Source organism: Streptomyces cinerochromogenes (genome assembly GCF_014648635.1).
GTDB lineage: Bacteria > Actinomycetota > Actinomycetes > Streptomycetales > Streptomycetaceae > Streptomyces > Streptomyces cinerochromogenes.
The window spans coordinates 71,685-95,536 of record NZ_BMRM01000010.1; the positions used below are offsets into that span (position 1 = coordinate 71,685).

Sequence of the window (23,852 nt, forward strand, 5' to 3'; positions counted from 1 at the left end):
GCAGGCCGGTCAAGCGGTGGGGGCGCAGGCCGGAGAAAGCGGTGGACAGTCTCTCGCGCATCTGACAACGTTGTCCAGGCTCTATGCTCGACGCCACATCCTCATACAAGCCCACGGATCCCGCACCCCCTCCCGGACAGAACCCGGTCGAGCCGACGGACGAGCCCCGGACGCGACCCGGACGAGCCCACGGCCGAGCCGGACGAGCCCGGACGACGGGGCGAGGACCGGTCGACGGGACGGACGAGAGGTCCGTGGGCCGCGAGGGACGAGGGACCGTCGGCGAGACGGACGAGAGACAGGACAGACGCATCGTGCCCGAGACCACCCGCCGCGCAGACCGCCTTCCCGGGAACCGGTACGGCAACCGCCCGACCATGAAGGACGTGGCGGCCCGCGCCGGGGTCGGGCTCAAGACGGTCTCCCGGGTGGTCAACGGCGAGCCCGGGGTCACCCCGGACACCGAGCGCCGGGTGCAGGAGGCGATCGAGGCGCTCGGCTTCCGCCGCAACGACAGCGCCCGGGTGCTGCGCAAGGGCCGGACGGCGAGCATCGGCCTGGTCCTGGAGGATCTCGCGGACCCGTTCTACGGCCCGCTCAGCCGGGCCGTAGAGGAGGTGGCCCGCGCCCACGGCGCCCTGCTGATCAACGGCTCCAGCGCCGAGGACCCCGAGCGTGAGCAGGAGCTGGCGCTGGCGCTGTGCGCGCGCCGGGTGGACGGTCTCGTGGTGATCCCCGCCGGGGACGACCACCGCTACCTGGAGCCGGAGATCAGGGCCGGCGTGGCGACCGTGTTCGTGGACCGGCCGGCCGGCCGGATCGAGGCCGACGCGGTCCTGTCCGACAACTACGGCGGCGCCCGCGACGGCGTCGCCCACCTCATCGCGCACGGCCACCGCCGGATCGGGTTCATCGGCGACATGCCCCGCATCCACACCGCGGCCGAGCGGCTGCGCGGCTACCGGGCGGCGATGGAGGACGCCGGCATAGCCGTCGAGGAGCGGTGGATGTCCCTGGGGGCGACGAACCCGGAGCGGGTGCGCCGGGCCGCGGAGGAGATGCTGTCCGCTCCGGACCCGGTCACGGCGGTCTTCGCCGGCAACAACCGGGTGACGGTCACCGTGATCCGGGTGCTGGCCGAGCAGTCGCGCCGGGTCGCGCTCGTCGGCTTCGACGACATCGAGCTGGCCGATCTCCTCCAGCCGGGCGTCACGGTCGTCGCCCAGGACGCCGCGGCCCTGGGCCGTACCGCCGCCGAGCGTCTCTTCCGCCAGCTGGACGGCTCCCTCGTCGCACCCGAGCGCATCGAACTGCCGACCCGCCTGATCACCCGCGGCTCGGGCGAACTGCCGCCCGCCGACTGAACAGGCCCGCTCCGGCGGAGCGGGCCCCGCGGATCCGCCCAAAGGCACCGCGCCCCGCCTCCCGGACACCGGTCCGGCGGGGCGCGGTCCGGGCCGCTACTGGGCGGAGGCCGTCAGGCCGCCGCGGCGCGGGGACGCGAAGGACTCCAGGTCGGCGCGGGTGAGGCCGGTGAGGCGGGCGACCTCGGCGATGTCCAGGGCGCCGCAGTCCAGGCCGCGCAGCAGGTAGCCGCTGAGGGCCTTGGCGGTGGCGGGTTCGTCCATGACGTCGCCGCCGGCCCGGTTGGCGTACCGGGTGAGCCGGGCCGCCGCCTGTTCGAAGCCCTCGCGGTAGAAGGCGAAGACGGCCGCGTAGCGGGTGGGGATGTGGCCGGGGTGCATGTCCCAGCCCTGGTAGTAGGCGCGGGCGAGGGCGCGGCGGGTGAGGCCGTAGTGGAGCCGCCAGGCGTCGTGGACCTTGGCGGTCGGGCCGACGGGGAGGACGTTGGTGGAGCCGTCGGAGACGCGCACGCCGGTGCCCGCCGCCGCGACCTGCATGACCGCCTTGGCGTGGTCGGCGGCCGGGTGGTCGCTGGCCTGGTAGGCGGCGGAGACCCCGAGGCAGGCGCTGTAGTCGAAGGTGCCGTAGTGCAGCCCGGTGGCGCGGCCCTCGGCGGCCTGGATCATGCGGGCGACGGTGGCGGTGCCGTCGGTGGCGAGGATGGCCTGGCTGGTCTCGATCTGGATCTCGAAGCCCAGGCGCCCGGCGTCCAGGCCGTGCGCCTTCTCGAAGGCCTCCAGCAGCCGTACGAAGGCGCCGACCTGCTCGGGGTAGGTCACCTTGGGCAGAGTGAGGACCAGGCCCTCGGGCAGGCCGCCGGCCTCCATCAGGCCGGTGAGGAACACGTCGAGGGTGCGGATGCCCCGGTCGCGTACGGGGGCCTCCATGCACTTCATGCGGATGCCCATGTACGGCGCCGCCGTGCCGTCCCGGTACGCCTGCGCGATCAGGCGGGCCGCGCGGGCCGCCGTCTCGTCCTCCTCGGCGTCGGGACGGGGGCCGTACCCGTCCTCGAAGTCGACGCGCAGGTCTTCGATCGGCTCGCGCTCCAGCTTGGCGCGGACGCGGGAGTGGACCGCCTCGGCCAGCTCGTCGGGGAGGCCGAGGACCGCCGCGAAGGAGGAGGCGTCCGGGGCGTGTTCGTCGAGCAGGGCCAGCGCCTGGTCGCCCCAGGAGCGGATGGTGCCGGCGGTGAAGGCGTCACCGGGGACGTACACGGTGTGGACGGGCTGCCGGGTGCCGGGGTCCCCGGGGTAGCGGCGCTCCAGCTGAGCGTCGACCGGTGCGAGGGAGGCGCTGATCTCCTCGCTGACGGCGCCCGCGAGGCTTGTCGCCACCTTCTCCTGCTGACCCATCCCACACCCTCCAAGCTTTCCGCTGTACGGAATCAACAATCCGTATAGCGAAGTTATCCGGCAACCTTCCCGCTGGTCAACACCGCCTTCCGTCCGCTCCACCGGCGCACCTCGGCACGTTCACCTCCGTCTGGCAGCCTCCAGGCCGCACCCTGCTCTCGCACAGCGCATCAGCTACGCGTCACCCGGAAGCCGTCGCAGAAGGAGCACCCGTGCCGATCCCCCGCCGCGTCACGCGCCGCATGGGCCTGAGGACCGCGTTGGCGGCCACGATCTCCGTCCCCCTGTCCAGTACAGCACTCTCCGCCGGCCCCGCGTCGGCGGGCGGACGGCCCGGCCGTCCGCTGCGCGTGATGTCGTTCAACCTCCGCTACGCGAGCACCGCCGAGCCCCACAGCTGGGCCACCCGCAGGCCTGTGACGCGCGCCCTGCTGCACCGCGAGCGCCCCCACGTCCTCGGCACCCAGGAGGGCCTCTACCAGCAGCTGCGCGACATCGAGGCCGACTTGGGAGGGCCCTACGACTGGATCGGCACCGGACGCGCGGGCGGCAGCCGCGACGAGTTCGCCGCGGTCCTCTACGACACCCGCCGGCTCGCCCCGCAGGAGTACGACCACTTCTGGCTCTCCGACACGCCGGACGTGATCGGGTCCAACACCTGGGGCGGCGGCTCCGTCCGGATGGTGACCTGGGTCCGCTTCCGGGACCGGCTCGACGGCGACCGCGAGTTCTACGTCCTCAACACCCACCTCGACAACCGCAGCCAGAACGCACGCGCGCGTGCCGCCGCGCTGATCACGCAGCGCATCGCGGGGCTCGACCGGTCACTGCCGCTCGTCGTCACCGGTGACTTCAACGCCGCCGCCCACCGGAACCCGGTCTACGACACGATGCTGGGCGCCGGCCTGGCCGACACCTGGGACACGGCGGCCGAGCGCGGCGCGCCGTACGGGACCTTCCACGGCTACCAGCCGCTGACGCCGGACGGCGACCGCATCGACTGGATCCTCGCCTCGGCGGGCGCCACGGCACACCGGGCCTCGGTGAACACCTTCTCGGTGGACGGGCGGCTCCCCAGCGACCACCTGCCGGTGCAGGCCACGCTGACGCTGGGATGAGCAGAGGCCCCCGTGACCGTCGCCGCGGTCACGGGGGCCTCGTACGCCTGACAGCGCCGGGGGAATCAGCCCTTGCGGGTCTTGATCTCCTCGGTCAGCTGCGGGACGACGTCGAAGAGGTCGCCGACCACGCCGAAGTCGACCAGCTCGAAGATCGGGGCCTCGGCGTCCTTGTTGACGGCCACGATCGTCTTCGAGGTCTGCATGCCGGCGCGGTGCTGGATCGCACCGGAGATGCCGTTGGCGATGTACAGCTGCGGCGAGACCGACTTACCGGTCTGGCCGACCTGGTTGGTGTGCGGGTACCAGCCGGCGTCGACGGCGGCACGCGAGGCACCGACGGCCGCGCCGAGCTGGTCGGCGAGGGCCTCGATGATCGAGAAGTTCTCGGCGCCGTTCACACCGCGGCCGCCGGAGACCACGATCGCGGCCTCGGTCAGCTCGGGGCGGCCCGTCGACTCACGCGGCGTACGGCCGGTGATCTTCGTGCCGGTCGCCTTGTCCGAGAAGGTCACGGACAGGGCCTCGACCGCGCCCGCGGCCGGGGCGGCCTCGACGGCGGCCGAGTTCGGCTTGACCGTGATGACCGGCGTGCCCTTGACGACACGGGACTTGGTGGTGAAGGACGCGGCGAACACCGACTGGGTGGCCACCGGGCCCTCGTCGCCGGCCTCCAGGTCGACGGCGTCGGTGATGATGCCGGAGCCGATGCGCAGCGCCAGACGGGCGGCGATCTCCTTGCCCTCGGCGGAGGACGGGACCAGCACGGCGGCCGGGGAGACGGCCTCGTAGGCGGCCTGCAGGGCGTCCACCTTCGGCACGACCAGGTACTCGGCGTACTCGGACGCGTCGTGGGTGAGGACCTTCACCGCACCGTGCTCGGCGAGCGTGGCGGCGGTGTCGGCGGCGCCGTTGCCCAGGGCGACGGCGACGGGCTCGCCGATGCGGCGGGCCAGGGTCAGCAGCTCCAGGGTGGGCTTGCGGACGGCACCGTCCACGTGGTCGACGTAGACGAGGACTTCAGCCATGGGATTGCTCTCCTGCGAAACGAAGTTGAGGGGCGGTCAGCGGGGGCGGGCCTCAGATGAACTTCTGGCCCGCGAGGAACTCAGCGAGCTGCTTGCCGCCCTCGCCCTCGTCCTTGACGATGGTGCCGGCCGTGCGGGCCGGACGCTCGGTCGCGGCCTCGACCTTGGTGAACGCGCCGTCCAGGCCGACCTCCTCGGCCTCGATGTCCAGGTCGGACAGGTCCCAGGACTGCACCGGCTTCTTCTTGGCCGCCATGATGCCCTTGAAGGACGGGTAGCGGGCCTCGCCGGACTGGTCGGTCACCGAGACGACCGCAGGGAGCTGCGCCTCGAGCTGCTCCGAGGCGGCGTCGCCGTCGCGGCGGCCCTTGACCGTGCCGTCCTCGACCGAGACCTCGGACAGGAGCGTGACCTGCGGGACGCCCAGGCGCTCGGCGACCAGGGCCGGGACGACCCCCATGGTGCCGTCGGTGGAGGCCATACCGGAGATCACCAGGTCGTAGCCGGCCTTCTCGATGGCCTTGGCCAGCACCAGGGAGGTGCCGATGGCGTCGGTGCCGTGCAGGTCGTCGTCCTCGACGTGGATGGCCTTGTCGGCACCCATCGAGAGGGCCTTGCGGAGGGCGTCCTTGGCGTCCTCCGGGCCGATCGTCAGGACGGTGACCTCGGCGTCGTCCGCGTTCTCCGCGATCTGGAGGGCCTGCTCGACCGCGTACTCGTCCAGTTCGGAGAGCAGACCGTCCACGTCGTCGCGGTCGACGGTCAGGTCATCGGCGAAGTGCCGGTCGCCAGTGGCGTCGGGCACGTACTTCACAGTGACAACGATCCTCAAGCTCACGCCGGCTCTCCTACTGCATCGTCATTTCGGGCTGCCTCTTGGAGGCAGCATAGGCGCCTCAAGCGGCCGATCCCGGTCGGGGCGTCCGCGCGCTCCGAACGAAATATTACTCGTCAGTACACCCAGTTCATGCCCGCTAAGCAAGCGCTTTGAACTGTGACCTTCGCAACGCAGCGTAACCGGAACCCGACGGCTCCGCAGGAGGCCGGAGCGTGATCAATCCCGCAGGCCGTTGAAGCGGCCCTGGTGGTAGAGGAGCGGGCGGCCGGCGCCGGAGGGATCGCCGAGGACGACCTCGGCGAGCACGATGCGGTGATCACCGGCGGGGACCCGCCCGACGATCCGGCAGACCAGCCACGCGAGCACATCGTCCAGCACCGGCACGCCTTCCGGACCGTCCTGCCAGGCGGTCGGCGCGCCGAAGCGGTCGGCGCCGCTGCGGGCGAAGGTGGCGGCCAGCTCGCTCTGGTGCTCGCCGAGGATGTGCACGCCGACGTGGTCGGCCTCGGCTATCGCGGGCCAGCTGGAGGCGCCGGTGCCGATGCCGAAGGAGATCATCGGCGGCTCGGCGGAGACGGAGGTCAGGGAGGTGGCGGTGAAGCCGACCGGGCCCCGGGCCCCGCGCGCGGTGATCACCGCCACACCGGCGGCGTGCCGGCGGAAGGTGGAGCGCAGCAGTTCGGGCGAGGCGAGCCGGGGAGTGCCGAGGTCGGGTGTGGCCGTCATGGAGTTGTCCTTCTGCGAGGGAGGAGAAACGGGTCCGTAGCTGCTCAGCAGCCCGGACAGCGCGCACTCGCGGTGCGGGCGAGGTCGACGTGGACCCGTCCGTAGAGAAGGAGTTCGATCGGCATACGGTCAGGCTGACGATAGGTGGTGTGTGCAGTCAAGCGCGTTCCGGGATCTGGAAGATGTCTCACGATTCCCTGAAACCCGCTCACACGGCCTCCCCCAGGGCGGCGATGACATCGGCCTTGCGGGGCTGGCCGGTGGCACGCCGCACCACCCGGCCGCCGGCGTCCAGCACCAGGACGGTGGGCGTCTTCAGGATCTCCAGGTCGCGCACGAGCTCCAGGTGGGCCTCGGCGTCGATCTCGACGTGGGCCACCCCCGGGACCAGTCCGGCGACCTCGCCGAGGACGCGCCGGGTGGCGCGGCAGGGTGCGCAGAAGGCGCTGGAGAACTGCACCAGCGTGGCGCGCTCCCCCAGTTCGCCGCCGAGTTCGGCCGCCCCGAGCCGCCTGCCGTCGTCACGCCCGCGCACCGCGTCCTCCCGTTCCGCCGTCCATGCCCGTGTCCGGCCGTCCTCAGCACCAGCACGCGCAGGACGGCAAAGATTCCCGCCGGCCGCCCGGCATACCTCCGGGCGTAAAGGGGACTTAAAGATACGACACGGGCTGTAGGCCGACGTGACGAGGATCTCGCCGACGCGGGGCACCAGGACTGGCTACCCGTCCGTTCTTCGGGCACGATCTGCGAGACGCCGTAAACCTACGGCTGCGTAACTTTCCCGCCGGGATCCCCTTTCCCGAGCAGAGCAGAAAGGGTCCACCCCGCCCATGGCAGAGCTGGTCTACCGTCCCGTCATCGGTTTCGCCAAGACGCTGTTCAAGGTCTGGGATCTGAAGATCGACTGCCAGGGATCGCAGAACATCCCGCGCTCGGGCGGCGCCGTGCTGGTCAGCAATCACATCAGCTATCTGGACTTCATCTTCAACGGCCTGGCCGCCCTGCCGCAGAAGCGCCTGGTGCGGTTCATGGCGAAGGAGTCGGTCTTCCGGCACAAGGTGTCCGGACCGCTGATGCGCGGGATGAAGCACATCCCGGTGGACCGCGGGCAGGGCGAGGCGGCGTACGCGCACGCGCTGGACTCGCTGCGCTCCGGCGAGGTCATCGGGGTGTTCCCGGAGGCGACCATCTCGCAGTCGTTCACGCTGAAGGGCTTCAAGTCGGGCGCGGCCCGCCTCGCCCAGGAGGCCGGCGTCCCGCTGGTCCCGATGGCGGTGTGGGGCACCCAGCGGCTGTGGACGAAGGGCCACCCGCGCAACTTCCGGCGCGACCACCTCCCCGTCACCATCCGTGTGGGCGAGCCGGTGGAGGCGCCCCGCGACCAGTACGCCGGTGCCATCACGCGCCGGCTGCGCGAGCGCGTCCAGGAACTCCTGGACGCCGCCCAGCGCGCCTACCCGGGCCGCCCCAAGGGCCCCGAGGACTCCTGGTGGCTCCCCGCCCACCTGGGCGGCACGGCGCCGACGTCGGAGGAACTGCGCACGGCGGAGGCCCGCTGAGCCACCGGCCGGCGCCTGACGTGACACCCGGCGGGCCGGGTGACGCCGCGTCAGCCGGAAATTTCCCGAACGGATCGGTAAGGATGCACCGGGTCGCAGACATGTAAGAGGTGTGCAGACCCTGAAGACCCGGAGCGACGGTGAGCTGGCCGCGCGGTTCACGGCGTTGTACACCCGTGAGCATCCGCGGGTGTGCGCGTACGTGCACCGGCGGTCGGGCGACCGAGGAGCGGCGGAGGAACTGACCGCCGAGGTCTTCCGCACCGCGTGGGAGCGCATGACGGACGGCCAGGACGTGGGAACCGGGTGGCTGTTCGTCACCGCGCGCAACCTGCTGAGCAACCACCACCGCTCGCTGGCACGCCTGTCGGAGATCCACCGCGCCATCGCCGAGACGATGGGCCGCGCTCCGGCGTCGGACCGGGACAACGCCGTGCTCGACGCCCTCGACCGGCTTCCCGCCGCGCACCGCGAGGTGCTGCTGCTGAGCTACTGGGACGGGCTGAGCGCGGCGGAAACCGGCGCGGTCCTCGGCTGCGGCGCGTCCGCGGTATGGGTCCGGCTGCACCGAGCACGCAAGGCGTTCCGTGCCGTCTACGATCTGCCTCAGGAGCCAGTGTGATGCGTGTCAAGTCTCTGATCGCGAACGCCGACCCGGTACCGGGCACGACGGAGGGGACCCTGTCGGCACGCGCCGCCGAGGAACTCTCCGCGCTGGTCGGCCCCCACGGCGCCCCGCCTCCCGCCGCCGTCCGCCGGTCGCCCCGCCGGTCGCCCCGCCGGGGCGCGCTGGTGGCCGTGGTCGCCTGCGGAGCCGCCGCCGCCCTCGCCGGTGTCGCCTTCCTCAGTCTTCACGGCGACCCGGCCGGGCCGGGCGGCCACCGGGCCGGTGCGCGGAGCGGACCGGCCGGTCAGGGTGAGGCCGCGGGCGGCGGCGCCCTCGCCGACGAACCCTCCTTCGGGTCCACGGCCGAGCTGGAGAGGGCGGCGGACGTGATCGTGCGGGCGCGGCTCGGCGCCGGGCACGAGGAGACCGTCGACGACGTCCGCACGACGGTGGCCACGGCACAGGTGCTGGCGACCGCCAAGGGCAGGACGCCGGGTGATTCCGTCGAGGTGTCGTACACGACCCCCGGCACGGGTCCGGAGACCGCCGCCCTCACCGCCGGTAAGGAGTACGTGCTCCTGCTCGACAAGGGCGAGGGCGGGCGCTACGTCCTGGTGAACACCACGCAGGGCTGGTACGAGGTCGAGGGCGGAGCGGCGGTGCCCGCAGAGGGCAACCGGGTGGCCCTGAGTCCGGGGGTGCGTGAGGCGCTCCGGCTCACGGCGCGGGGCCGCTGAGACGGCGCGGTGCGCCACGGACGGTTCCGTGGCGCACCGGCCGGTGTGCTGCGTGCGGTGTGCCTACCGGGCGTTCCTGGCGATCCGGCCGGCCTTGGCGGCCAGCTGGTCGACCTTGCCCGCGCCGGTGAAGCCGCCGACCGACACGGCCTTTACCGTGCCGTCCGGCTTCACCGTGTAGAGCGCCTGCTCGGGGTTGAGCAGGTCGTACGGGTTCTTGCCGTGGGCGGCGAGCATCAGCACGTACTTCTTGGCACCCTTGGCGAGCAGGGTGGTGTCCGTCTCCTGGTACGCCACGCCCTTGTAGGTGCCGCCGAGCTGGCTGACCTCGATGGTGTCGCCGGCGGAGACCTTCCCGGAGAGTGTCCGGGTGACCTTCACCGTGGAGACGGTGACGATGACCGGGTTGGCCTCCGCCTCCTTCTTGGCCTCCTTGGCCTCGGCGGGCGAGAGGCCGGCCTGCGGGTTGGTGGCGGGGTTGTCACCGGCGGGCGCGTCGGGCAGCACCCGCTGCACCCGGCTGCTGACCACGGTGCCCTCGACGACGGCGTCGGACTGCTTGATGACGTCGTCCAGCGAGGAGTACGCCGGGTAGTCCGCGTGGTAGGTGACGGCGTCCGGGGCGGCCCCGGACTTCGCCCCGTGGGTGGAGGTGCCCTCCGCGGAGCAGCCGACGGCGGCGAACGCGGCGAGCACCGCCGTACCGGTGACGAGAATGTTCCGTCTCACGTTCATCGGTAGATCCTCTTCACCTCGGACTTGTCGTACGGCTGCGGCGTCTGCACCTTCGAGCGGTCGCGGCTGTGCTTCATCAGCGAGACCTTGCTCGTGTTGGGGTTGTCGGCGAGGCTGAGGGCGTGCCCCAGCTCGTGGGTGCTGGTGCTGCGGACCCACTTGTCGTACTTGGGGATGTTCCCGGTGTCCCGCCACAGGGTGCTGGCGTTGACCTTGATCTGGAAGGAGCGGTGAGCCCGCGTTCCGGACGGCGCGTACAGGCCGTACCAGCTCTGGCTGTAGTTGCCGGCGGTGAAGCTGGGCTTGGCGCTGGACTTGCGCTTGATGCTCGCCCCGACACCGGCGTTGTTCCAGTTGCCGCGAGCGGTGTCGAAGTACTTCACCCACTCGCCGTTGACGCCGACGGTCTTGACGCTGAACGACCGCGTGGGCATGCCCCCGCTGTAGTACGTCGCCTGGGCGGGCGCCGAGACGGCCAGCGTGCCCGCGACGGCCAGCGCGGCGGACGTGCCGATGCCGAGTGAGACTCGTGCGATTCTTCGATTCAACTGTTCTCCCCGTGAATTGAGCAGGCGGCACGGCCGGGTACGAACCCGGATCTCTCCACGGCGGCGCAGCGCGATACACCCGTGTCCTGGGTGTCAGGTCGCGAAAAGGACGCGAAAGGAAGGGGACGCGGAAGGTCTACGCGCCCCGGAAAAAGCTGATTTCCCCCTTGTGAATCCCCCGTTGACCGGCTGCACCGTGATGCCGCCTGTGATCGGGACCTAGCCTCACAGGGGGTGCACGGCCCCGGCATCCGCCTCAAGTAGGAGAAGGATCCTCCTACTTGAGGATGATGCTTCCATCAGCCACTGCTCAGAGGCGGTCGGGGAGCGTCCTCGACAGGTGCGGCCGGTCGTCGGCGGCTCGCAGGGCGGCGAGGACGAGCGGGTGGGGTGCGGCGTACAGGAGCGGGTAGTCCCGTTCGCCGGCTGCGGGGTCGGGGATCCAGGCGAGCCGCTCGCCGTCCAGGGAGAAGCGCGCGTCGACGCCCGGCTTGTTGCCGCGCGGGTCCTGCCGGTGCCAGGCGCCGCGGAAGCGGACGGCGACCAGGCCGTGGACGGCGTGGCCGCCCCTGTCGTCGGTCAGGCGCTGGTAGCACAGGGCGGCCGGGATGTCCTCGGCCCGCAGCAGCGCGGCGAGGGCGTGGGACTTGGCGTGGCAGATGCCGGTGCGCCGGGCCAGGACGTCGGAGGCACGCCAGGTGACGCGGAGGTCGCCGGAGTCCTGGGAGTGCGGGATGGCGTCCCGGACGAACTCGAAGGCGGCCCGCGCATATTCATACGAGTCGGCGGCCTCTGCGGCCAGGCGGGCCGCGGCCTCCCGTACCATCGGGTGATGGTGGTCGATGACCTCGTCCGCGGCCAAGTAGGCGGAGAGGTCGGCGGTTTGCTGGATCAGCTGCATGCCGGCAGAGCATAGGAATGCGACCACCCGAGCGTCAATGACTTTTCGGATGGCCGCATATCTATGCACGCCTTACATCTCTGCACGCTGTCGGGCGGGGCCGCGGATCAGCGGGCCATCTCCTCCTTGAGCGCCGCCACGAACAGGTCGACGTCCTCCTCCGTGGTGTCGAAGGAGCACATCCAGCGCACCACGCCGGCGGCCTCGTCCCAGAAGTAGAACCGGAACCGCTTCTGCAGCCGCTCGCTCACGTCGTGCGGCAGCCTGGCGAAGACGCCGTTGGCCTGCACCGGGTAGAGGATCTCCACGCCGTGGACCGCGCGGACGCCCTCGGCGAGCCGCTGGGCCATCCCGTTGGCGTGGCGGGCGTTGCGCAGCCACAGGTCCTTGGCGAGGAGGGCCTCCAGCTGCACGGAGACGAAGCGCATCTTGGAGGCCAGCTGCATCGACATCTTCCGCAGGTGCTTCATCTTCCGCACCGCGTCCTGGTTGATGACGACGACGGCCTCGCCGAACAGCGCGCCGTTCTTCGTCCCGCCCAGGGAGAGGATGTCGACGCCGACCGCGTTGGTGAACGTCCGCATGGGCACGTCCAGGGAGGCCGCGGCGTTCGCTATCCGGGAGCCGTCCAGGTGCACCTTCATGCCGTGCGCGTGGGCGTGCTCGCAGATCGCGCGGATCTCCTCGGGCGTGTAGAGGGTGCCCAGCTCGGTGCTCTGGGTGATCGACACGACCTGGGGCATCGCCCGGTGCTCGTCCTCCCAGCCCCAGGCCTGCCGGTCGATCAGCTCGGGCGTGAGCTTGCCGTCCGGCGTCGGCACGGTGAGCAGCTTCAGCCCGCCCATCCGCTCGGGGGCGCCGCCCTCGTCCACGTTGATGTGCGCGCTCTCGGCGCAGATCACCGCGCCCCAGCGGTCGGTGACCGCCTGGAGCGCGACGACGTTCGCACCGGTGCCGTTGAAGACCGGGAAGGCCTCCGCCGTGGCACCGAAGTGGCTGCGGATGATCCCCTGGAGGTTCTCGGTGTAGTCGTCCTCGCCGTAGGCCACCTGGTGGCCGCCGTTGGCCAGGGCCACGGCGGCCAGCACCTCCGGGTGGACTCCGGCGTAGTTGTCACTGGCGAAACCGCGGACCTGCGGGTCGTGATGGCGACGCGCGTCGGTCTTGGGAGGGTTCACGGCTTCTCGGTCAGCCACAGACGGTTTCCGTTCACTTCTGCGGCGGGCTTGCTCCAGACGCCCTCGATGGCCTCGGCCAGGTCCTTGACGTCCGTGAAGCCCGCGAACTTCGCGTTGGGGCGTTCGGCGCGCATCGCGTCGTGCACCAGCGCCTTCACCACCAGGATGGCAGCCGCCGAGCGCGGGCCCTGCTCGCCCCCCGCCTTGCGGAAGCCGTCCGCCATGGCGAGCGTCCAGGCCTCGGCGGCGGCCTTGGCCGCGGAGTACGCCGCGTTGCCCGCCGTCGGCTTCGACGCGCCGGCGGCGCTGGTGAGCAGGTACCGACCCCGGTCGCTGCGCTGCAGGGCGTCGAAGAAGGCGAGCGAGGTGTGCTGGACGGTGCGGACGAGCAGCTTCTCCAGCAGGTCCCAGTCGGCCAGGTCGGTCTCGGCGAAGGTCGCGCTGCCGCGCCAGCCGCCCACCAGGTGGACCAGGCCGTCGATCCGGCCGTGCTCCTTCTCGATGCGCGCGGCCCAGTCGCGGGTCGAGCGCAGGTCGAGCAGGTCGACCGTCTCGCCGGTGACGACGGCGCCGCCGCGGGCGTAGCGGGCGGCGTCGACGGACTCCGCGAGGCGCTCCGGGTTGTTGTCGGCGCCGACCACGACCGCGCCCGCCTCGGCGAGCCGGACCAGGGTCGCGTGCCCGGCGGGTCCGCCCGCGCCGGCCACCGCGATCACCGCACCACTGAGAGACCCGTTGTTCGCCACGTTCTTCCCCTCTTGACCAGTGTTGTGGACGCGGTCGCTCACGCGGCGATCCGCTCGGCGGCGTCCGCCGTGATGCCCTTCGTGGAGGCGATCACGTTCTTCAGCTTCTTGGACAGCGCCTCATAGAACATGCTCAGCGGAAACTCGTCCGGAAGCACGTCGTCCACGAGCTTGCGCGGGGGCTGGCTCAGGTCCAGGGCGTCGGGGCCCTTGGCCCACCGGGAGCCGGGGTGCGGGGCGAGGTAGGTGCGGACCAGCTCGTAGCCGGCGAACCAGTGCACCAGCTTCGGGCGGTCGATGCCGTCCTTGTAGAGCTTCTCGATCTCGGCGCAGAGCTGGTTGGTGACCTGCGGGGCGCGCTCCCAGTCGATGGAGAGCCTGTTGTCGGTCCAGCGGAGGACGTCGTGCTTGTGCAGGTAGGCGAAGAGCAGCTGGCCGCCGAGGCCGTCGTAGTTGCGGTTGCGGTCGCCGGTGACCGGGAAGCGGAACATCCGGTCGAAGAGCACCGCGTACTGCACGTCACGGGCCTGCGGGACGCCGTCCGCCTGGAGCTTCACGGCCTCCTTGAAGGCGGTGAGGTCACAGCGCAGCTCCTCCAGGCCGTACATCCAGAACGGCTGGCGCTGCTTGATCATGAACGGGTCGAACGGCAGGTCGCCGTGGCTGTGGGTGCGGTCGTGGACCATGTCCCACAGGACGAAGGCCTCCTCGCAGCGCTTCTGGTCGTGGACCATCGCGGCGATGTCCTCGGGCAGCTCCAGGCCCAGGATCTCCACCGCGGCCTCGGTCACCCGGCGGAAGCGGGCGGCTTCGCGGTCGCAGAAGATGCCACCCCAGGAGAAACGTTCCGGCGCCTGGCGGACGGCGATGGTCTCCGGGAAGAGCACCGCGGAGTTGGTGTCGTAGCCGGAGGTGAAGTCCTCGAAGGTGATGCCGCAGAACAGCGGGTTGTCGTAGCGGGTGCGCTCCAGCTCGGCCAGCCAGTCGGGCCAGACCATGCGCAGCACGACCGCCTCCAGGTTGCGGTCCGGGTTGCCGTTCTGCGTGTACATCGGGAAGACGACCAGGTGCTGCAGGCCGTCCGCGCGGTTCGCGGCGGGCTGGAAGGCCAGCAGGGAGTCCAGGAAGTCCGGCACCTGGAAGCCGTCCTCGACCCAGCGGCGCAGGTCCTTCACGAGCGCCTCGTGGTAGGCGCCGTCGTGCGGGAGGAGCGGGGAGAGCTGCTCGACCGCGTCGGCGACACGCCCGACGGCCGCCTCGGCCTCGGCCCGCTCGGGGGCGCCCTCGGCGTCGAAGTCGATCGATCCGTCCTTCGACTGCCATGGCCGGATCTGCTCCACGGCATTCTTGAGCACAGGCCAAGCCGGGTGCTCAACCACCCTGGTCAGCGAAGAAACCTGTCCCTCCGCACCCGCCTGCACAAGAATTTCCGTCATGTCCCATCCTCCACGGGAGAACCTCGCGTATGGACACCGTATGCATACCCGGTTTCTCTCAGCAAGAGCATGGTCCGGAAATTTTTCTGTCCACTGCCTTGGTCACCGATGTTTTTCCTGTCGCCCATCGTGACGACGCTCACTTCCGCTCGTCGGTGCCGAGCCTTGACGGGGAGTCGCCGGGGCGGTCAAGGGCGGGGGGACTCGCCCACGGGAGAGTGACGGCGCAGGCGGGTACCGGCCAACGGGCGCCCGCGGTGCACCCCGAATGCCCCGCGCAGCCGCGGGTCCAACGGACGGCCCGGCCATTAGGCTGCGGCCTTGCCGCGTGGACGACGAGGTCCGGTACGGGGGCGTCGGTCCGCGCGTCGCCGAGCCGCCGTCGACGGAAGCGAGTCGAACCTTGAACTTCCTTACCATCGGTCACCGCGGTGTCATGGGCGTCGAGCCCGAGAACACCCTCCGTTCCTTCGTCGCCGCGCAGCGGGCCGGCCTCGACCTGATCGAACTCGACCTACACCTGAGCAAGGACGGCGCCCTGGTCGTCATGCACGACGCAGAGGTGGACCGCACGACCGACGGCTCCGGACCGATCGCCGACAAGACCCTCGCCGAACTGCGCGCGCTGGACGCGGGCCGCGGGGAGAGGGTGCCGGTGTTCGAGGAGGTGCTGGACGCGGTGCAGACGCCCCTGCAGGCCGAGATCAAGGACGTGGCGGCGGCCCGGGCGCTGGCCGAGGTGATGCACGCGCGCGACCTGACCGCGCGGGTGGAGGTGTCCTCGTTCCACGACGAGGCGGTCGCGGAGATCCGGCGGCTGGTGCCGGGGGTGCGCACCGCGCTGGTCGCGAGCCGGTACGGCACCGACGTGGTGGACCGCGCCGTCACCGTCGGTGCCGCGACCGTGTGCCTCAACATCCGCCGGCTCACCCTGGAGATCGTCGAGCACGCGCGCGCGTCCGGGCTGCGGATCATCGGCTGGGTGGTCAACACGCAGGACCACCTGCGGCTGGTGCGCGCCCTGGAGCTGGACGGGGCGACGACCGACTACCCGGAGATCAAGCGCACAGGCCGCTTCACCGCGTGACACGGCGCCCCGTGCGCGCCCGGACGCCCCCATGGACGCCCGCGTGGACGTCACACCAGCGGCTTGACCAGCAGCTCGAACCGCAGGTCGGGGCGGAGCGGGATGCCGAAGCGCTCGTCGCCGTACGGGAAGGGCTGCGTCTTTCCCGTACGGCGGTAGCCGCGGCGCTCGTACCAGGCGATCAGGTCCTCCCGTGCGGAGATCACCGTCATCCGCATCTCGGTGGCCCCCCAGGTCTCCCGGACCAGGCGCTCCGCCTCCGCCATGACGATCTTGCCGAGGCCGCTGCCCTGGAGCGCGGGGCTGACCGCGAACATGCCGAAGTAGGCGTGGTCGCCGCGGTGTTCCAGCTGGCAGCAGGCGACGATACGGCCGTCCCGCTCGACGGTGAGCACCCGGCTCTCGGAGCCCTTGATCACCTCCAGGACGCCCTGCGGATCGGTCCGCTGCCCCTCCAGGATGTCCGCCTCGGTGGTCCAACCGGTCCGGCTGCTGTCCCCCCGGTACGCCGACTCGACCAGCGCGACGAGGGCGTCGACGTCCGCGTCGGTGGCGTCGCGGAAGGTCAGTCCGGTGGCGGGGGTGTCCATGGCGGGGTCTCCGATCTCGGGCGCGGCTGAGCCACGGACGAGGGTAACCCCGCCGCTGGACGATCAGATCCGAGGTGGGGGACCGCGGCCGCAGCCGGAGGGCGGGCCTGCTCTCACGGTGGCGTGCCAGGGCAGCGGCACGCCTCCTCGCCCTGCGTGAAGACCCGCGGAGCAGGACGACGGCGGGCGTGTGGGGCGTATCGCGTGCGCCTGGGCAGTCGCCTTCGCCACGCCTCGTTTCTCCTGGGCGGCGGGCGGCGACCGGGGCCTGAGCGTCTCGGCGGGGCCCCTGGCCGGCGGTCTCGTCCTCGGCCTGTCCGCTCGGGAGTTCGGCAGAGCGGACGGTTCGAGTGGCGGAGCACGCCGGTGCGGCAGCTGATCGCGTTTCGATCACCGAACACACCGGACTCGTTCGTCTAGGCTGCGCCCGCATGGTGCATGTACTCAGCAGCCGGATCCTGCTCCGGCCCACCGACCCGGAACGCTCCCGCGCCTTCTACGGCGAGCAGCTCGGTCTCTCCGTGTACCGGGAGTTCGGTACCGGCCCCGAGCGCGGCACGGTCTACTTCCTCGGCGGCGGTTTCCTGGAGCTGTCCGGCCGCTCCGAGGGCCCTCCCTCCCCGACGGCGCGGTTGTGGCTGCAGGTGGCGGACGTGTCGGCCGCGCACGAGGAACTGCGGGCACGGGGCGTGGAGATCGTACGGCCGCCGGTGCGGGAGCCCTGGGGTCTGGTCGAGATGTGGCTCGCCGACCCGGACGGCACCCCCGTGGTGCTGGTGGAGGTCCCGGCGGACCATCCGCTGCGGTACCGGCCGGGGATCTAGGGAACCGACCGTGGGTCCTTCGGTCCGGCCCCGGCTCCCAGGGGGCCGTACGGGCCGGGCGGGCCGGGGAACCGGGCGGGCCGGACGGCCAGGGTGCCGTACGGGTCGGTCGGCGAGGGGTGCCGGGGCCGGTCGGCCAGGGGTGCCGGGGGGGCCGGCGGGCTGAGGGCAGGGCGGCGGTTTGCCTTCGAGGGCGCTCCAGCTCCTAGCGTCGTCCGCACCATCTGCTCGAAGGGAAACACACGTGCGGTACACGCTGTTCGGACGGACCGGTCTGCGCGTCAGCGAGCTGGCGCTCGGCGCGATGACCATCGGGGAGGACTCGGGATGGGGCGCCGGCAAGGACGCCGCAGCCCGGATCCTCGACACCTATGACGACGCGGGCGGCAACTTCGTCGACACCGCGAACAACTACGCTTCCGGCAACTCCGAGCGGATCCTCGGCGAGCTGCTCGCCGGGCGCCGCGACCGGTTCGTGCTGGCGAGCAAGTACACCTGCGGCACCCGCGACGGCGACCCCAACTCCGCGGGCAACCACCGCCGGAACCTGGTGCACTCGGTCGAGGAGAGCCTGCGGCGGCTCGGTACGGACCGGCTCGACGTGCTGTGGGTGCACGCCCGCGACAACTTCACCCCGGTGGACGAGGTGATGCGCGCCCTGGACGACGTCGTGCGCTCCGGCAAGGTCCTCCACGTGGGCGTGTCGGACTGGCCTGCGTGGGAGATCGCGCAGGCCAACACCCTGGCAGAGCTGCGCGGCTGGACGTGTTTCGCGGGCTCGCAGCTGCGCTACAGCCTGCTGGAGCGCACCCCGGAGCGCGAACTCCTGCCGCAGGCCCGGGCCTTCGACCTCGCCGTGTTCGCCTGGGCACCGCTGGCCGCGGGCAGGCTCACCGGGAAGTACCGGCGCGGGGAGCCGGGGCGTCTGGACGCGGTCGGGCTCCGGCCCGAGGCCTGGGAGGAGGACGTCGTCAGCGCCGTCCTCGACATCGCCGGGTCGGGCGGCTGGAGCCCGGCGCAGGTGGCCCTGGCCTGGCTGCTGGGCCGGCCCGGCAACGTCGTACCGATCATCTCGGCGACGAAGCCGGAGCAGCTCGCGGACAACCTGGCCGCCACCGGCGTACGGCTCGACGCCGACGCGGTGGCGCGGCTGGACGAGGTCAGCGCGGTACCGCTGGGGTTCCCGCACGACTTCCTGCGGGAGGCGCACATCGTCCGCAACGTGTACGGCGACCGGTGGGCGGACATCGAGGACCGCCGTTCGACGTACCGCCGTACGGTGCACGACGTGCTGTAGCGCCGGGTGCTACGCCCGCAGCGCGCCGATCCGGCCCTCCAGGCGGCTGAGCAGCTCGGCGAGCAGGCCCGCCAGTTCGCCCTGTCCGTCCCGGTCGAGGACGGACAGCACGGCCGTCTCGTAGGCGAGTTGCTCGGGGAGGATCCCGTCGACCAGGTCGCGGCCCGCGTCGGTGAGGCGGAGGTGGGCGACGCGGCGGTCACGGGTGTCGCCGCGCCGTTCGACCAGGCCGCGCTCGGTCAGCTGCTTGACCCGCTTGGTGACGGCGGCCCCGGAGGAGAAGGTCTCCCGGGCGAGCTCGCCCGGGGTCAGCTCGTGGCCGGTGCGGCGCAGCGCGCCGAGCAGGTCGAACTCGGCGCGGCTCAGGCCGGCCCGGCGCAGCGGGGCGTCCTCGGCCTGCTGGAGCAGGGCCGCGCAGCGGTTGATGCGGCCGATGACCTCCATGGGCCCGGTGTCCAGCTCCGGGTGGACGGCCCGCCACTGGCGGACGACGGCGGAGACGGTGTCGCCGCGCGCGGGGTCGGTGCCGGCCCCCGGCCGGGCACCGGCCGTGTCGCTTGCGGGCGTCGGTCCGCCGTTCGTCGCCGTCATGGCCGTATGTCCTCCGTCGTCCTGCCCGGGCCCCGGTCGCCGTCGCGCGCCGGGCCCCGGTCCGTGTCCCGGTCCCGCGGTACGAGTCCCTGGCGTCGTACCGTCGCCGCGAGCGTACGGTGTCCGGACTGCTCGGTGAGCACGACCCGCTCCTCGGGCAGGGCGCGCTGCCACCACTCGCCGGAAGCGGCGTCGGCCGTGGCGCGCAGGTCGACGAGGGCGGCGGCGAGGCCGCGGCGGGCGGATTCCAGGGCCTGGGGGGCCGGGTGCGGCTCGGCGAGCAGGCGGGCGGCGTTCTCCCGGGCGCGCTCGGCCGCGGTCAGCGCGTGCTCCAGGCGGTCGCCGGCGCGCCGGTTGGTGACGGCGACGGCGGCGACGAAGCCGACCAGGGCGCCGAGGAGGGTGTCCACGACCCGGTCGGTGATCAGCTCGGCCGGGTCCTGGGCGCGGGTGAACTCGGTGATGAGCAGGGCCATCGGGGTGACGCAGACGCTGCCCAGCCAGTAGTTGCGGCCGATGAGCGCCTCGGCGCCGAAGTTGAGGGCGAGCGAGCACAGCACCAGGGCGGCGGGGTGCAGGTGGGCGAGCGGGGCGAGGGCGGCGAAGAGGAGGACGCCGACGAGGTTGCCGACGACCCGCTGCACGCCCCGGCTCCAGGTGAGGGTGACGTTGGCCTGGTACAGGGAGGCGGCGGTGACCAGCGCCCAGTAGGGGCGGCCGACGCCGAGCGCGAGGGCCGCGTATCCGGCGAGGGCGCAGCCGAGCGCGGTGCGTACGGCGAGCGGGGCGAGGGGGGCGAGGCGGTGCCGGACCGGGAGCGCCTGGGCGGCGGCCACGCCGAGCAGTTCGTCGGTGTCCCCGCGCGACGACTCGACGCGCGGGATCCGGCCCGTGCCGCGCAGGTCGCGGGCCCAGGCGCGCAGTCGTACGGGGTCGGCGTCGGCGGGTGCGGCGAGCGCGACCTCGGCGCGGACCAGGAGCCGTTCGAGGGAGCGCCGGGTGCGGTCGGGTCGGGTACCGGCGGCGAGCAGCGACTGCCAGGCGGCGTGGATCGCGGCGGCGCTCGCGGCCCGGGCCCGGGCGTGGCCGTCGGCGGTGCCGCGCGTGTCGGCGTACGCGGCGGCGGCGTTCAGGGCCTGGGCGGTGGCACGGCGCTCGGGACCGTACGGGCGGAGCAGCCCGGGGGCCATGCCGACCAGCCAGGCCCAGGCACCGGCGGCGAGGGCCAGCCCGAGGTGTCCCGGCAGCCGGTCGAGGGTCTGCGGGGCGAACAGCGAGGCGGAGCTGATGAAGGTGAGGACCACGTTGCCGGGCGGTCCGATCCGGGTGGCGTCGCAGACGGTCTTCTGGACCGCCGCGAGGACGGCGCCGACGGTGACGAGGACGACGGCGCTGGTGGTGAGCGCCGCGGCGAGCAGGGCGACGGCGAGCCCGCCGACCATGCCGAGGACCACCCAGGCCAGGGCGCGGGCCCGGGCGGCGTAGGGCCGGTTGTGGCCGTAGAGGGCGCACAGCGATCCGGCCATGGTGTACATCGCGAGGTCGAGACGGCCGAGCGCGAGGAGCGTGAGGTTGGGCGGGGCGACCGCGACGACCACGCTCAGCGCGGGCTTGAACCAGATGTCGGAGGGGCGCCCCAGGCGGAGCACTCCGGCGAGGGGAAGACGGTGGGGGGTCGCACTGCTCATACCATCAATTTAGCATGTGTTTTACTCGTAAAACAGTATGGGCGGCAACAGCACCGGCCTGGCTTGCGAGAGGGCCGAGGGGGTTGTCACCCGCCGTGCTCCCCCGCATGCTCCCCGTGTACACCCTTGCGCTCGCGTGCGCTCCACCGGCCGTGGGCATCGCATCCCTCGACCGACCGTCGAGCGTGGAGGTGCGCGTGCACGGACCGGTGTCGACAGCCTGGCTGCTGGTGGCGCTGTGCGCGCTGACCGGGGCCTACTGCCTGCTGCGCATGCGCAGCGCCGTCGAGGAGCAGCGCCGGGCCGCGGGCGGGGAGGCGCTGATGGGGTTCGGCATGGCCGCGATGGCCGTCCCCGCGGCGGTCTTCACACCGCCGCGGTGGGCGTGGCCGGTGTACGCGGCCGTGTTCGGTGCGGCGGCCCTGCGCGCGCTGTGGTCCGCGCGCGGCGGCCCGCACCATCTGCACCACCTGGTGGGCAGCGCCGCGATGGTCTACATGGCGGTGGCGATGGCCGCGGCCCCGCCCGCCGTCCACCACGCGCACGGCGGCACCGGCGTACCGCTGCTGACCGGCGCGCTGCTGCTGTACTTCACGGGGTACGTCCTGCTCTCCGGCGCCCGTCTGGTGCCCGCCGGCAGCCCGGCGGGCGGGACCGGGCCGGCCCGCTGGGGCGACCGTCCGGAGCTGGCCCGGGCCTGCCGGCTGTCGATGGGGATCGGCATGGTGGCGATGCTGCTGACGATGTGAGCGCCGGAGCCCGGGCCGCGGGTCGCCGGGCCGGACCCGCCCGCCGGTGGCCGGCCCTGGCCGCGGGCGCCGGACCGGCCTGGCCCGCCGGTGGTCGCTTGGCCCCGGCCGCCCTTTCCACAAAGATCGCCGCATGCACCGGAACCCCGCCGCTCCCCCGCCGCCCCCCTCTCCCCGACCGTCGACGGCACCCCGCACCGCCGCCCGGCTGGCCGCCGCCCTCGGCGCCGGCTTCCTGGTGCTGCTGGTCCTCGTGGCCCTGCGCTGGCACCCCCTGATCGCCGTGGACGGTGACATCTCCGACGCCGCCCACCGCTGGGCGGTCCGCGACCGGGAGGTGACGCGGGTCTTCCGGGTGCTGACCGACTGGGTGTGGGACCCGCTGACCATGCGTCTGCTGTGCGCGGCGGCGGCGGTGTGGCTGGTGTGGCGGCGGTCGGCCTGGTGGACGGCGCTGTGGCTGGCGGTCACCTGCGCGGTGGCCGCGGGCCTGCAGCAGGGGGTGAAGGCCGCCGTGGGCCGCCCCCGGCCGGTCTGGCGGGATCCCGTCGACGTTGCCCACTACGCGGCCTTCCCGTCCGGTCACGCGATGACCGCCACCGTCGTCTGCGGCCTGCTGCTGTGGCTGCTGCACCGCTCCGGACCGGGCCGCGCCCTGTGGCGTACGGCGGTGGCGGCGGCGCTCGTCTCGGTGGTGGGCGTCGGTGTGACCCGGGTGTGGCTGGGCGTCCACTGGCCCTCGGACGTGCTGGGCGGCTGGCTGTCCGGGGCACTGCTGGTGGCGGTGGCGGTGCTGGTGTACGAGCGGCCGCGCGACGGCCGGCGCCGACTGCCGCCGCGCCGGCGCGGGTAGGGCCCCGCGCGTGGCTGCCGTGCCGGGCCGAGGTGCGACAAAGGAGTTGCCCCTGACCGGAGAGTCCCGGCAGTGTTGCGGAATCGGGAGGCGGCCGCGGCGTAACCGGCAGGCCTGGCCCTGTACTTCGGCACCGTCCGTCTGGGACGCTCCCCCGCGTCGCCCCAGACGGACGGCAGTTCCGGGCGGGCACCGAGCATGGGGGTGCCCCGATGCGTTGAGTATAGTTGGCTGGCAGCCAGTCAACGCAGGAGTTACAGAATGTCCCCGCGCAGCGCCTCGGTCAATGAAGAATTGCGGCGGCGTTCCCGGGAACGGCTGCTGCAGGCCGCCGTCGAGCTGGTCGGTGAGCACGGGTTCGAGGCCACGACGCTCGGCGACATCGCGGACCGGGCCGGTTCGGCGCGCGGACTGGTGTCGTACTACTTCCCCGGCAAGCGCCAGTTGGTGCAGTCCGCCGTCCACCGGCTCATGCACCGCACGCTGGAGGAGGCGCTGGAGCGGGAGCCGCGCACCGAGGACGGGCGGGAGCGGCTGGCCCGGGCCATCGACGCGGTCCTGGGCCTGGCCCGGGACCGGCCCGTGCTGATGCGCCAGCACATGGCGGGTCTGCTCCAGGCCGAGGGTTTCGTGCAGTGCCCCGAACAGCGCCGACTCGCGGAGCTGCTGAGCGACACCGTCGCCCGGTACGGCGCGCAGAACGTCTCGGCCGACTACCCGATGCTGCGGGCCCTGTTGATGGGCGCGGTGTACGCGGCGCTGGTGCCGGGCGTGCCGATGCCCGTGCCGGCACTGCGGGCCGAACTGTTCCAGCGGTACGGACTGGACTGGGAGATGGGGGTGCCCCCGGAGAGCGAGCCGGGGCCCGGGGCGGGGGACGAGGACCTGTCCCGGTTCTTCGCCACGGAGCGACGGCCGGAGAGTTCCTGACGGTTCAGCGGCGGGCGTGACGAGGGGTCAGGAAGCCCGCGTCCCGGGCCTGGGCGATCAGCCGGAGGGCGCGTCGGCGGCCGCGTCCGGTCGCGTTCATCACGGCGAGCACCGGGTCGGTGCCCTCGTCCTGCGCGGTCCGGTACCGCCGCGCGACGAGCCGGCGTCCCTCGATGCCGCGCGGCCAGGCCTGCCGGGCGCGGCGCGCACCCGGGCGTCGGCCGGCCTCCGCTCCGGGCCCGCCGGCCGGCGCCGCGCGCCGGGCGCCCGTGTCGAGGGGGTCGCGCTCGCCCCGCCGACCCGGCCCGGCGCCGCCCGCGTGCCCCC

24 protein-coding genes and 2 pseudogenes are annotated in these 23,852 nt (G+C 72.6%); 11 read left to right on the plus strand and 15 right to left on the minus strand.

Annotated features, from left to right (window positions below; all coding sequences use genetic code 11):
* Positions 1–314: 314 nt before the first annotated feature.
* A complete protein-coding gene (locus IEZ20_RS20370; protein WP_189300735.1) occupies positions 315–1,364 on the plus strand; it encodes a LacI family DNA-binding transcriptional regulator in 1,050 nt (349 codons plus the stop codon).
* Positions 1,365–1,460: 96 nt separating this feature from the next.
* Here IEZ20_RS20370 and IEZ20_RS20375 read toward each other — a convergent pair whose 3' ends face one another.
* On the minus strand, positions 1,461–2,759 hold the full coding sequence (locus tag IEZ20_RS20375) for a DUF6986 family protein (protein WP_189300737.1): 1,299 nt from the start codon (positions 2,757–2,759) through the stop codon (positions 1,461–1,463).
* 212 nt (positions 2,760–2,971) lie between these two features.
* Here IEZ20_RS20375 and IEZ20_RS20380 point away from each other — a divergent pair, with 212 nt between their 5' ends.
* Positions 2,972–3,877, plus strand: a complete 906-nt coding sequence (locus IEZ20_RS20380; RefSeq protein ID WP_229896152.1) for an endonuclease/exonuclease/phosphatase family protein — start codon at positions 2,972–2,974, stop codon at positions 3,875–3,877.
* A 65-nt stretch (positions 3,878–3,942) separates the two neighbouring features.
* On the opposite strand, the gene IEZ20_RS20385 is transcribed toward IEZ20_RS20380, so the two are convergent.
* The 4 genes and pseudogenes from IEZ20_RS20385 to IEZ20_RS20400 form a co-directional block, all read right to left on the minus strand.
* Positions 3,943–4,905 (minus strand): electron transfer flavoprotein subunit alpha/FixB family protein, encoded by a 963-nt coding sequence (locus IEZ20_RS20385; protein WP_189300740.1) that lies wholly within the window; start codon positions 4,903–4,905, stop codon positions 3,943–3,945.
* A 52-nt stretch (positions 4,906–4,957) separates the two neighbouring features.
* Positions 4,958–5,743 (minus strand): electron transfer flavoprotein subunit beta/FixA family protein, encoded by a 786-nt coding sequence (locus IEZ20_RS20390; protein WP_189300742.1) that lies wholly within the window; start codon positions 5,741–5,743, stop codon positions 4,958–4,960.
* Positions 5,744–5,959: 216 nt separating this feature from the next.
* Positions 5,960–6,469, minus strand: coding sequence for a flavin reductase family protein (locus IEZ20_RS20395; RefSeq protein WP_189300744.1), 510 nt, complete (start codon positions 6,467–6,469; stop codon positions 5,960–5,962).
* A 208-nt stretch (positions 6,470–6,677) separates the two neighbouring features.
* Positions 6,678–7,078: pseudogene (locus IEZ20_RS20400) on the minus strand (thioredoxin family protein).
* 221 nt (positions 7,079–7,299) lie between these two features.
* Here IEZ20_RS20400 and IEZ20_RS20405 point away from each other — a divergent pair.
* The 3 genes from IEZ20_RS20405 to IEZ20_RS20415 all read left to right on the plus strand — a co-directional run bounded on the left by IEZ20_RS20405 (position 7,300) and on the right by IEZ20_RS20415 (position 9,372).
* The gene (locus tag IEZ20_RS20405; RefSeq protein WP_189300748.1) at positions 7,300–8,028 is read left to right on the plus strand and encodes a lysophospholipid acyltransferase family protein; all 729 of its coding nucleotides are present in this window, start codon (positions 7,300–7,302) and stop codon (positions 8,026–8,028) included.
* A 112-nt stretch (positions 8,029–8,140) separates the two neighbouring features.
* The gene (locus tag IEZ20_RS20410) at positions 8,141–8,650 is read left to right on the plus strand and encodes an RNA polymerase sigma factor (protein WP_189300750.1); all 510 of its coding nucleotides are present in this window, start codon (positions 8,141–8,143) and stop codon (positions 8,648–8,650) included.
* The gene (locus IEZ20_RS20415) at positions 8,650–9,372 is read left to right on the plus strand and encodes a hypothetical protein (RefSeq protein WP_229896153.1); all 723 of its coding nucleotides are present in this window, start codon (positions 8,650–8,652) and stop codon (positions 9,370–9,372) included. The genes IEZ20_RS20410 and IEZ20_RS20415 overlap by 1 nt, the downstream gene beginning before the upstream one ends.
* Positions 9,373–9,435: 63 nt before the next feature.
* On the opposite strand, the gene IEZ20_RS20420 is transcribed toward IEZ20_RS20415, so the two are convergent.
* The 6 genes from IEZ20_RS20420 to IEZ20_RS20445 all read right to left on the minus strand — a co-directional run bounded on the left by IEZ20_RS20420 (position 9,436) and on the right by IEZ20_RS20445 (position 14,916).
* A complete protein-coding gene (locus tag IEZ20_RS20420; RefSeq protein WP_189300752.1) occupies positions 9,436–10,107 on the minus strand; it encodes a hypothetical protein in 672 nt (223 codons plus the stop codon).
* Positions 10,104–10,655: a zinc metalloprotease gene (locus IEZ20_RS20425; RefSeq protein WP_229896154.1), complete on the minus strand. Its 552-nt coding sequence runs from the start codon at positions 10,653–10,655 to the stop codon at positions 10,104–10,106. Before IEZ20_RS20425 ends, IEZ20_RS20420 begins: the two co-directional genes overlap by 4 nt.
* A 310-nt stretch (positions 10,656–10,965) precedes the next feature.
* Positions 10,966–11,556: a transglutaminase-like domain-containing protein gene (locus tag IEZ20_RS20430; protein WP_189300754.1), complete on the minus strand. Its 591-nt coding sequence runs from the start codon at positions 11,554–11,556 to the stop codon at positions 10,966–10,968.
* A gap of 107 nt (positions 11,557–11,663) precedes the next feature.
* Entirely contained in the window at positions 11,664–12,734 is a 1,071-nt protein-coding gene (locus IEZ20_RS20435; RefSeq protein ID WP_189300756.1) for a threonine aldolase family protein, read from the minus strand.
* A complete protein-coding gene (locus IEZ20_RS20440) occupies positions 12,731–13,522 on the minus strand; it encodes an SDR family NAD(P)-dependent oxidoreductase (RefSeq protein WP_189300759.1) in 792 nt (263 codons plus the stop codon). Before IEZ20_RS20440 ends, IEZ20_RS20435 begins: the two co-directional genes overlap by 4 nt.
* On the minus strand, positions 13,519–14,916 hold the full coding sequence (locus IEZ20_RS20445) for a DUF6421 family protein (protein WP_189300761.1): 1,398 nt from the start codon (positions 14,914–14,916) through the stop codon (positions 13,519–13,521). Before IEZ20_RS20445 ends, IEZ20_RS20440 begins: the two co-directional genes overlap by 4 nt.
* 403 nt (positions 14,917–15,319) lie before the next feature.
* Here IEZ20_RS20445 and IEZ20_RS20450 point away from each other — a divergent pair, with 403 nt between their 5' ends.
* The gene (locus IEZ20_RS20450; RefSeq protein WP_189300763.1) at positions 15,320–16,003 is read left to right on the plus strand and encodes a glycerophosphodiester phosphodiesterase; all 684 of its coding nucleotides are present in this window, start codon (positions 15,320–15,322) and stop codon (positions 16,001–16,003) included.
* A 50-nt stretch (positions 16,004–16,053) separates the two neighbouring features.
* Here the strand turns inward: IEZ20_RS20450 and IEZ20_RS20455 are convergent, their stop codons facing one another.
* Positions 16,054–16,593: a GNAT family N-acetyltransferase gene (locus IEZ20_RS20455; protein WP_189300765.1), complete on the minus strand. Its 540-nt coding sequence runs from the start codon at positions 16,591–16,593 to the stop codon at positions 16,054–16,056.
* 431 nt (positions 16,594–17,024) lie between these two features.
* Here IEZ20_RS20455 and IEZ20_RS20460 point away from each other — a divergent pair, with 431 nt between their 5' ends.
* Both IEZ20_RS20460 and IEZ20_RS20465 read left to right on the plus strand, forming a co-directional pair.
* The gene (locus IEZ20_RS20460; RefSeq protein WP_189300767.1) at positions 17,025–17,417 is read left to right on the plus strand and encodes a VOC family protein; all 393 of its coding nucleotides are present in this window, start codon (positions 17,025–17,027) and stop codon (positions 17,415–17,417) included.
* 244 nt (positions 17,418–17,661) lie between these two features.
* Positions 17,662–18,714 carry an aldo/keto reductase gene (locus tag IEZ20_RS20465; RefSeq protein ID WP_189300769.1) on the plus strand — a complete coding sequence of 351 codons (1,053 nt, stop codon included), beginning with the start codon at positions 17,662–17,664 and terminating at the stop codon, positions 18,712–18,714.
* A gap of 9 nt (positions 18,715–18,723) precedes the next feature.
* Here the strand turns inward: IEZ20_RS20465 and IEZ20_RS20470 are convergent, their stop codons facing one another.
* Complete coding sequence (locus IEZ20_RS20470; RefSeq protein WP_189300771.1) at positions 18,724–19,305, minus strand: MarR family winged helix-turn-helix transcriptional regulator; 582 nt, start codon at positions 19,303–19,305, stop codon at positions 18,724–18,726.
* On the minus strand, positions 19,302–20,993 hold the full coding sequence (locus tag IEZ20_RS20475; RefSeq protein WP_189300773.1) for an FUSC family protein: 1,692 nt from the start codon (positions 20,991–20,993) through the stop codon (positions 19,302–19,304). The genes IEZ20_RS20470 and IEZ20_RS20475 overlap by 4 nt, the downstream gene beginning before the upstream one ends.
* A 197-nt stretch (positions 20,994–21,190) precedes the next feature.
* On the opposite strand from IEZ20_RS20475, the gene IEZ20_RS20480 reads away from it, so the two are divergent.
* The 3 genes from IEZ20_RS20480 to IEZ20_RS20490 all read left to right on the plus strand — a co-directional run bounded on the left by IEZ20_RS20480 (position 21,191) and on the right by IEZ20_RS20490 (position 23,525).
* Complete coding sequence (locus IEZ20_RS20480) at positions 21,191–21,742, plus strand: DUF5134 domain-containing protein (RefSeq protein WP_189301177.1); 552 nt, start codon at positions 21,191–21,193, stop codon at positions 21,740–21,742.
* A gap of 133 nt (positions 21,743–21,875) precedes the next feature.
* Positions 21,876–22,595 carry a phosphatase PAP2 family protein gene (locus IEZ20_RS20485; protein WP_189300776.1) on the plus strand — a complete coding sequence of 240 codons (720 nt, stop codon included), beginning with the start codon at positions 21,876–21,878 and terminating at the stop codon, positions 22,593–22,595.
* 261 nt (positions 22,596–22,856) lie between these two features.
* Positions 22,857–23,525 carry a TetR/AcrR family transcriptional regulator gene (locus IEZ20_RS20490; protein ID WP_189300778.1) on the plus strand — a complete coding sequence of 223 codons (669 nt, stop codon included), beginning with the start codon at positions 22,857–22,859 and terminating at the stop codon, positions 23,523–23,525.
* A gap of 4 nt (positions 23,526–23,529) precedes the next feature.
* On the opposite strand, the pseudogene IEZ20_RS40725 reads toward IEZ20_RS20490, so the two are convergent.
* A pseudogene (locus IEZ20_RS40725) lies at positions 23,530–23,763 on the minus strand (DUF6214 family protein); the annotation flags it as partial.
* Between the last annotated feature and the right edge of the window lie 89 nt (positions 23,764–23,852).

Coding starts and splice junctions, on each gene's coding strand:
- IEZ20_RS20405 (WP_189300748.1), top strand. CDS start 7,300: ATGGCAGAGCTGGTCTACCGTCCCGTCATCGGTTTCGCCAAGACGCTG.
- IEZ20_RS20475 (WP_189300773.1), bottom strand. CDS start 20,993: ATGAGCAGTGCGACCCCCCACCGTCTTCCCCTCGCCGGAGTGCTCCGC.
- IEZ20_RS20375 (WP_189300737.1), bottom strand. CDS start 2,759: ATGGGTCAGCAGGAGAAGGTGGCGACAAGCCTCGCGGGCGCCGTCAGC.
- IEZ20_RS20385 (WP_189300740.1), bottom strand. CDS start 4,905: ATGGCTGAAGTCCTCGTCTACGTCGACCACGTGGACGGTGCCGTCCGC.
- IEZ20_RS20430 (WP_189300754.1), bottom strand. CDS start 11,556: ATGCAGCTGATCCAGCAAACCGCCGACCTCTCCGCCTACTTGGCCGCG.
- IEZ20_RS20485 (WP_189300776.1), top strand. CDS start 21,876: ATGCACCGGAACCCCGCCGCTCCCCCGCCGCCCCCCTCTCCCCGACCG.
- IEZ20_RS20490 (WP_189300778.1), top strand. CDS start 22,857: ATGTCCCCGCGCAGCGCCTCGGTCAATGAAGAATTGCGGCGGCGTTCC.
- IEZ20_RS20420 (WP_189300752.1), bottom strand. CDS start 10,107: ATGAACGTGAGACGGAACATTCTCGTCACCGGTACGGCGGTGCTCGCC.
- IEZ20_RS20445 (WP_189300761.1), bottom strand. CDS start 14,916: ATGACGGAAATTCTTGTGCAGGCGGGTGCGGAGGGACAGGTTTCTTCG.
- IEZ20_RS20395 (WP_189300744.1), bottom strand. CDS start 6,469: ATGACGGCCACACCCGACCTCGGCACTCCCCGGCTCGCCTCGCCCGAA.
- IEZ20_RS20460 (WP_189300767.1), top strand. CDS start 17,025: ATGGTGCATGTACTCAGCAGCCGGATCCTGCTCCGGCCCACCGACCCG.
- IEZ20_RS20470 (WP_189300771.1), bottom strand. CDS start 19,305: ATGACGGCGACGAACGGCGGACCGACGCCCGCAAGCGACACGGCCGGT.
- IEZ20_RS20415 (WP_229896153.1), top strand. CDS start 8,650: ATGCGTGTCAAGTCTCTGATCGCGAACGCCGACCCGGTACCGGGCACG.
- IEZ20_RS20455 (WP_189300765.1), bottom strand. CDS start 16,593: ATGGACACCCCCGCCACCGGACTGACCTTCCGCGACGCCACCGACGCG.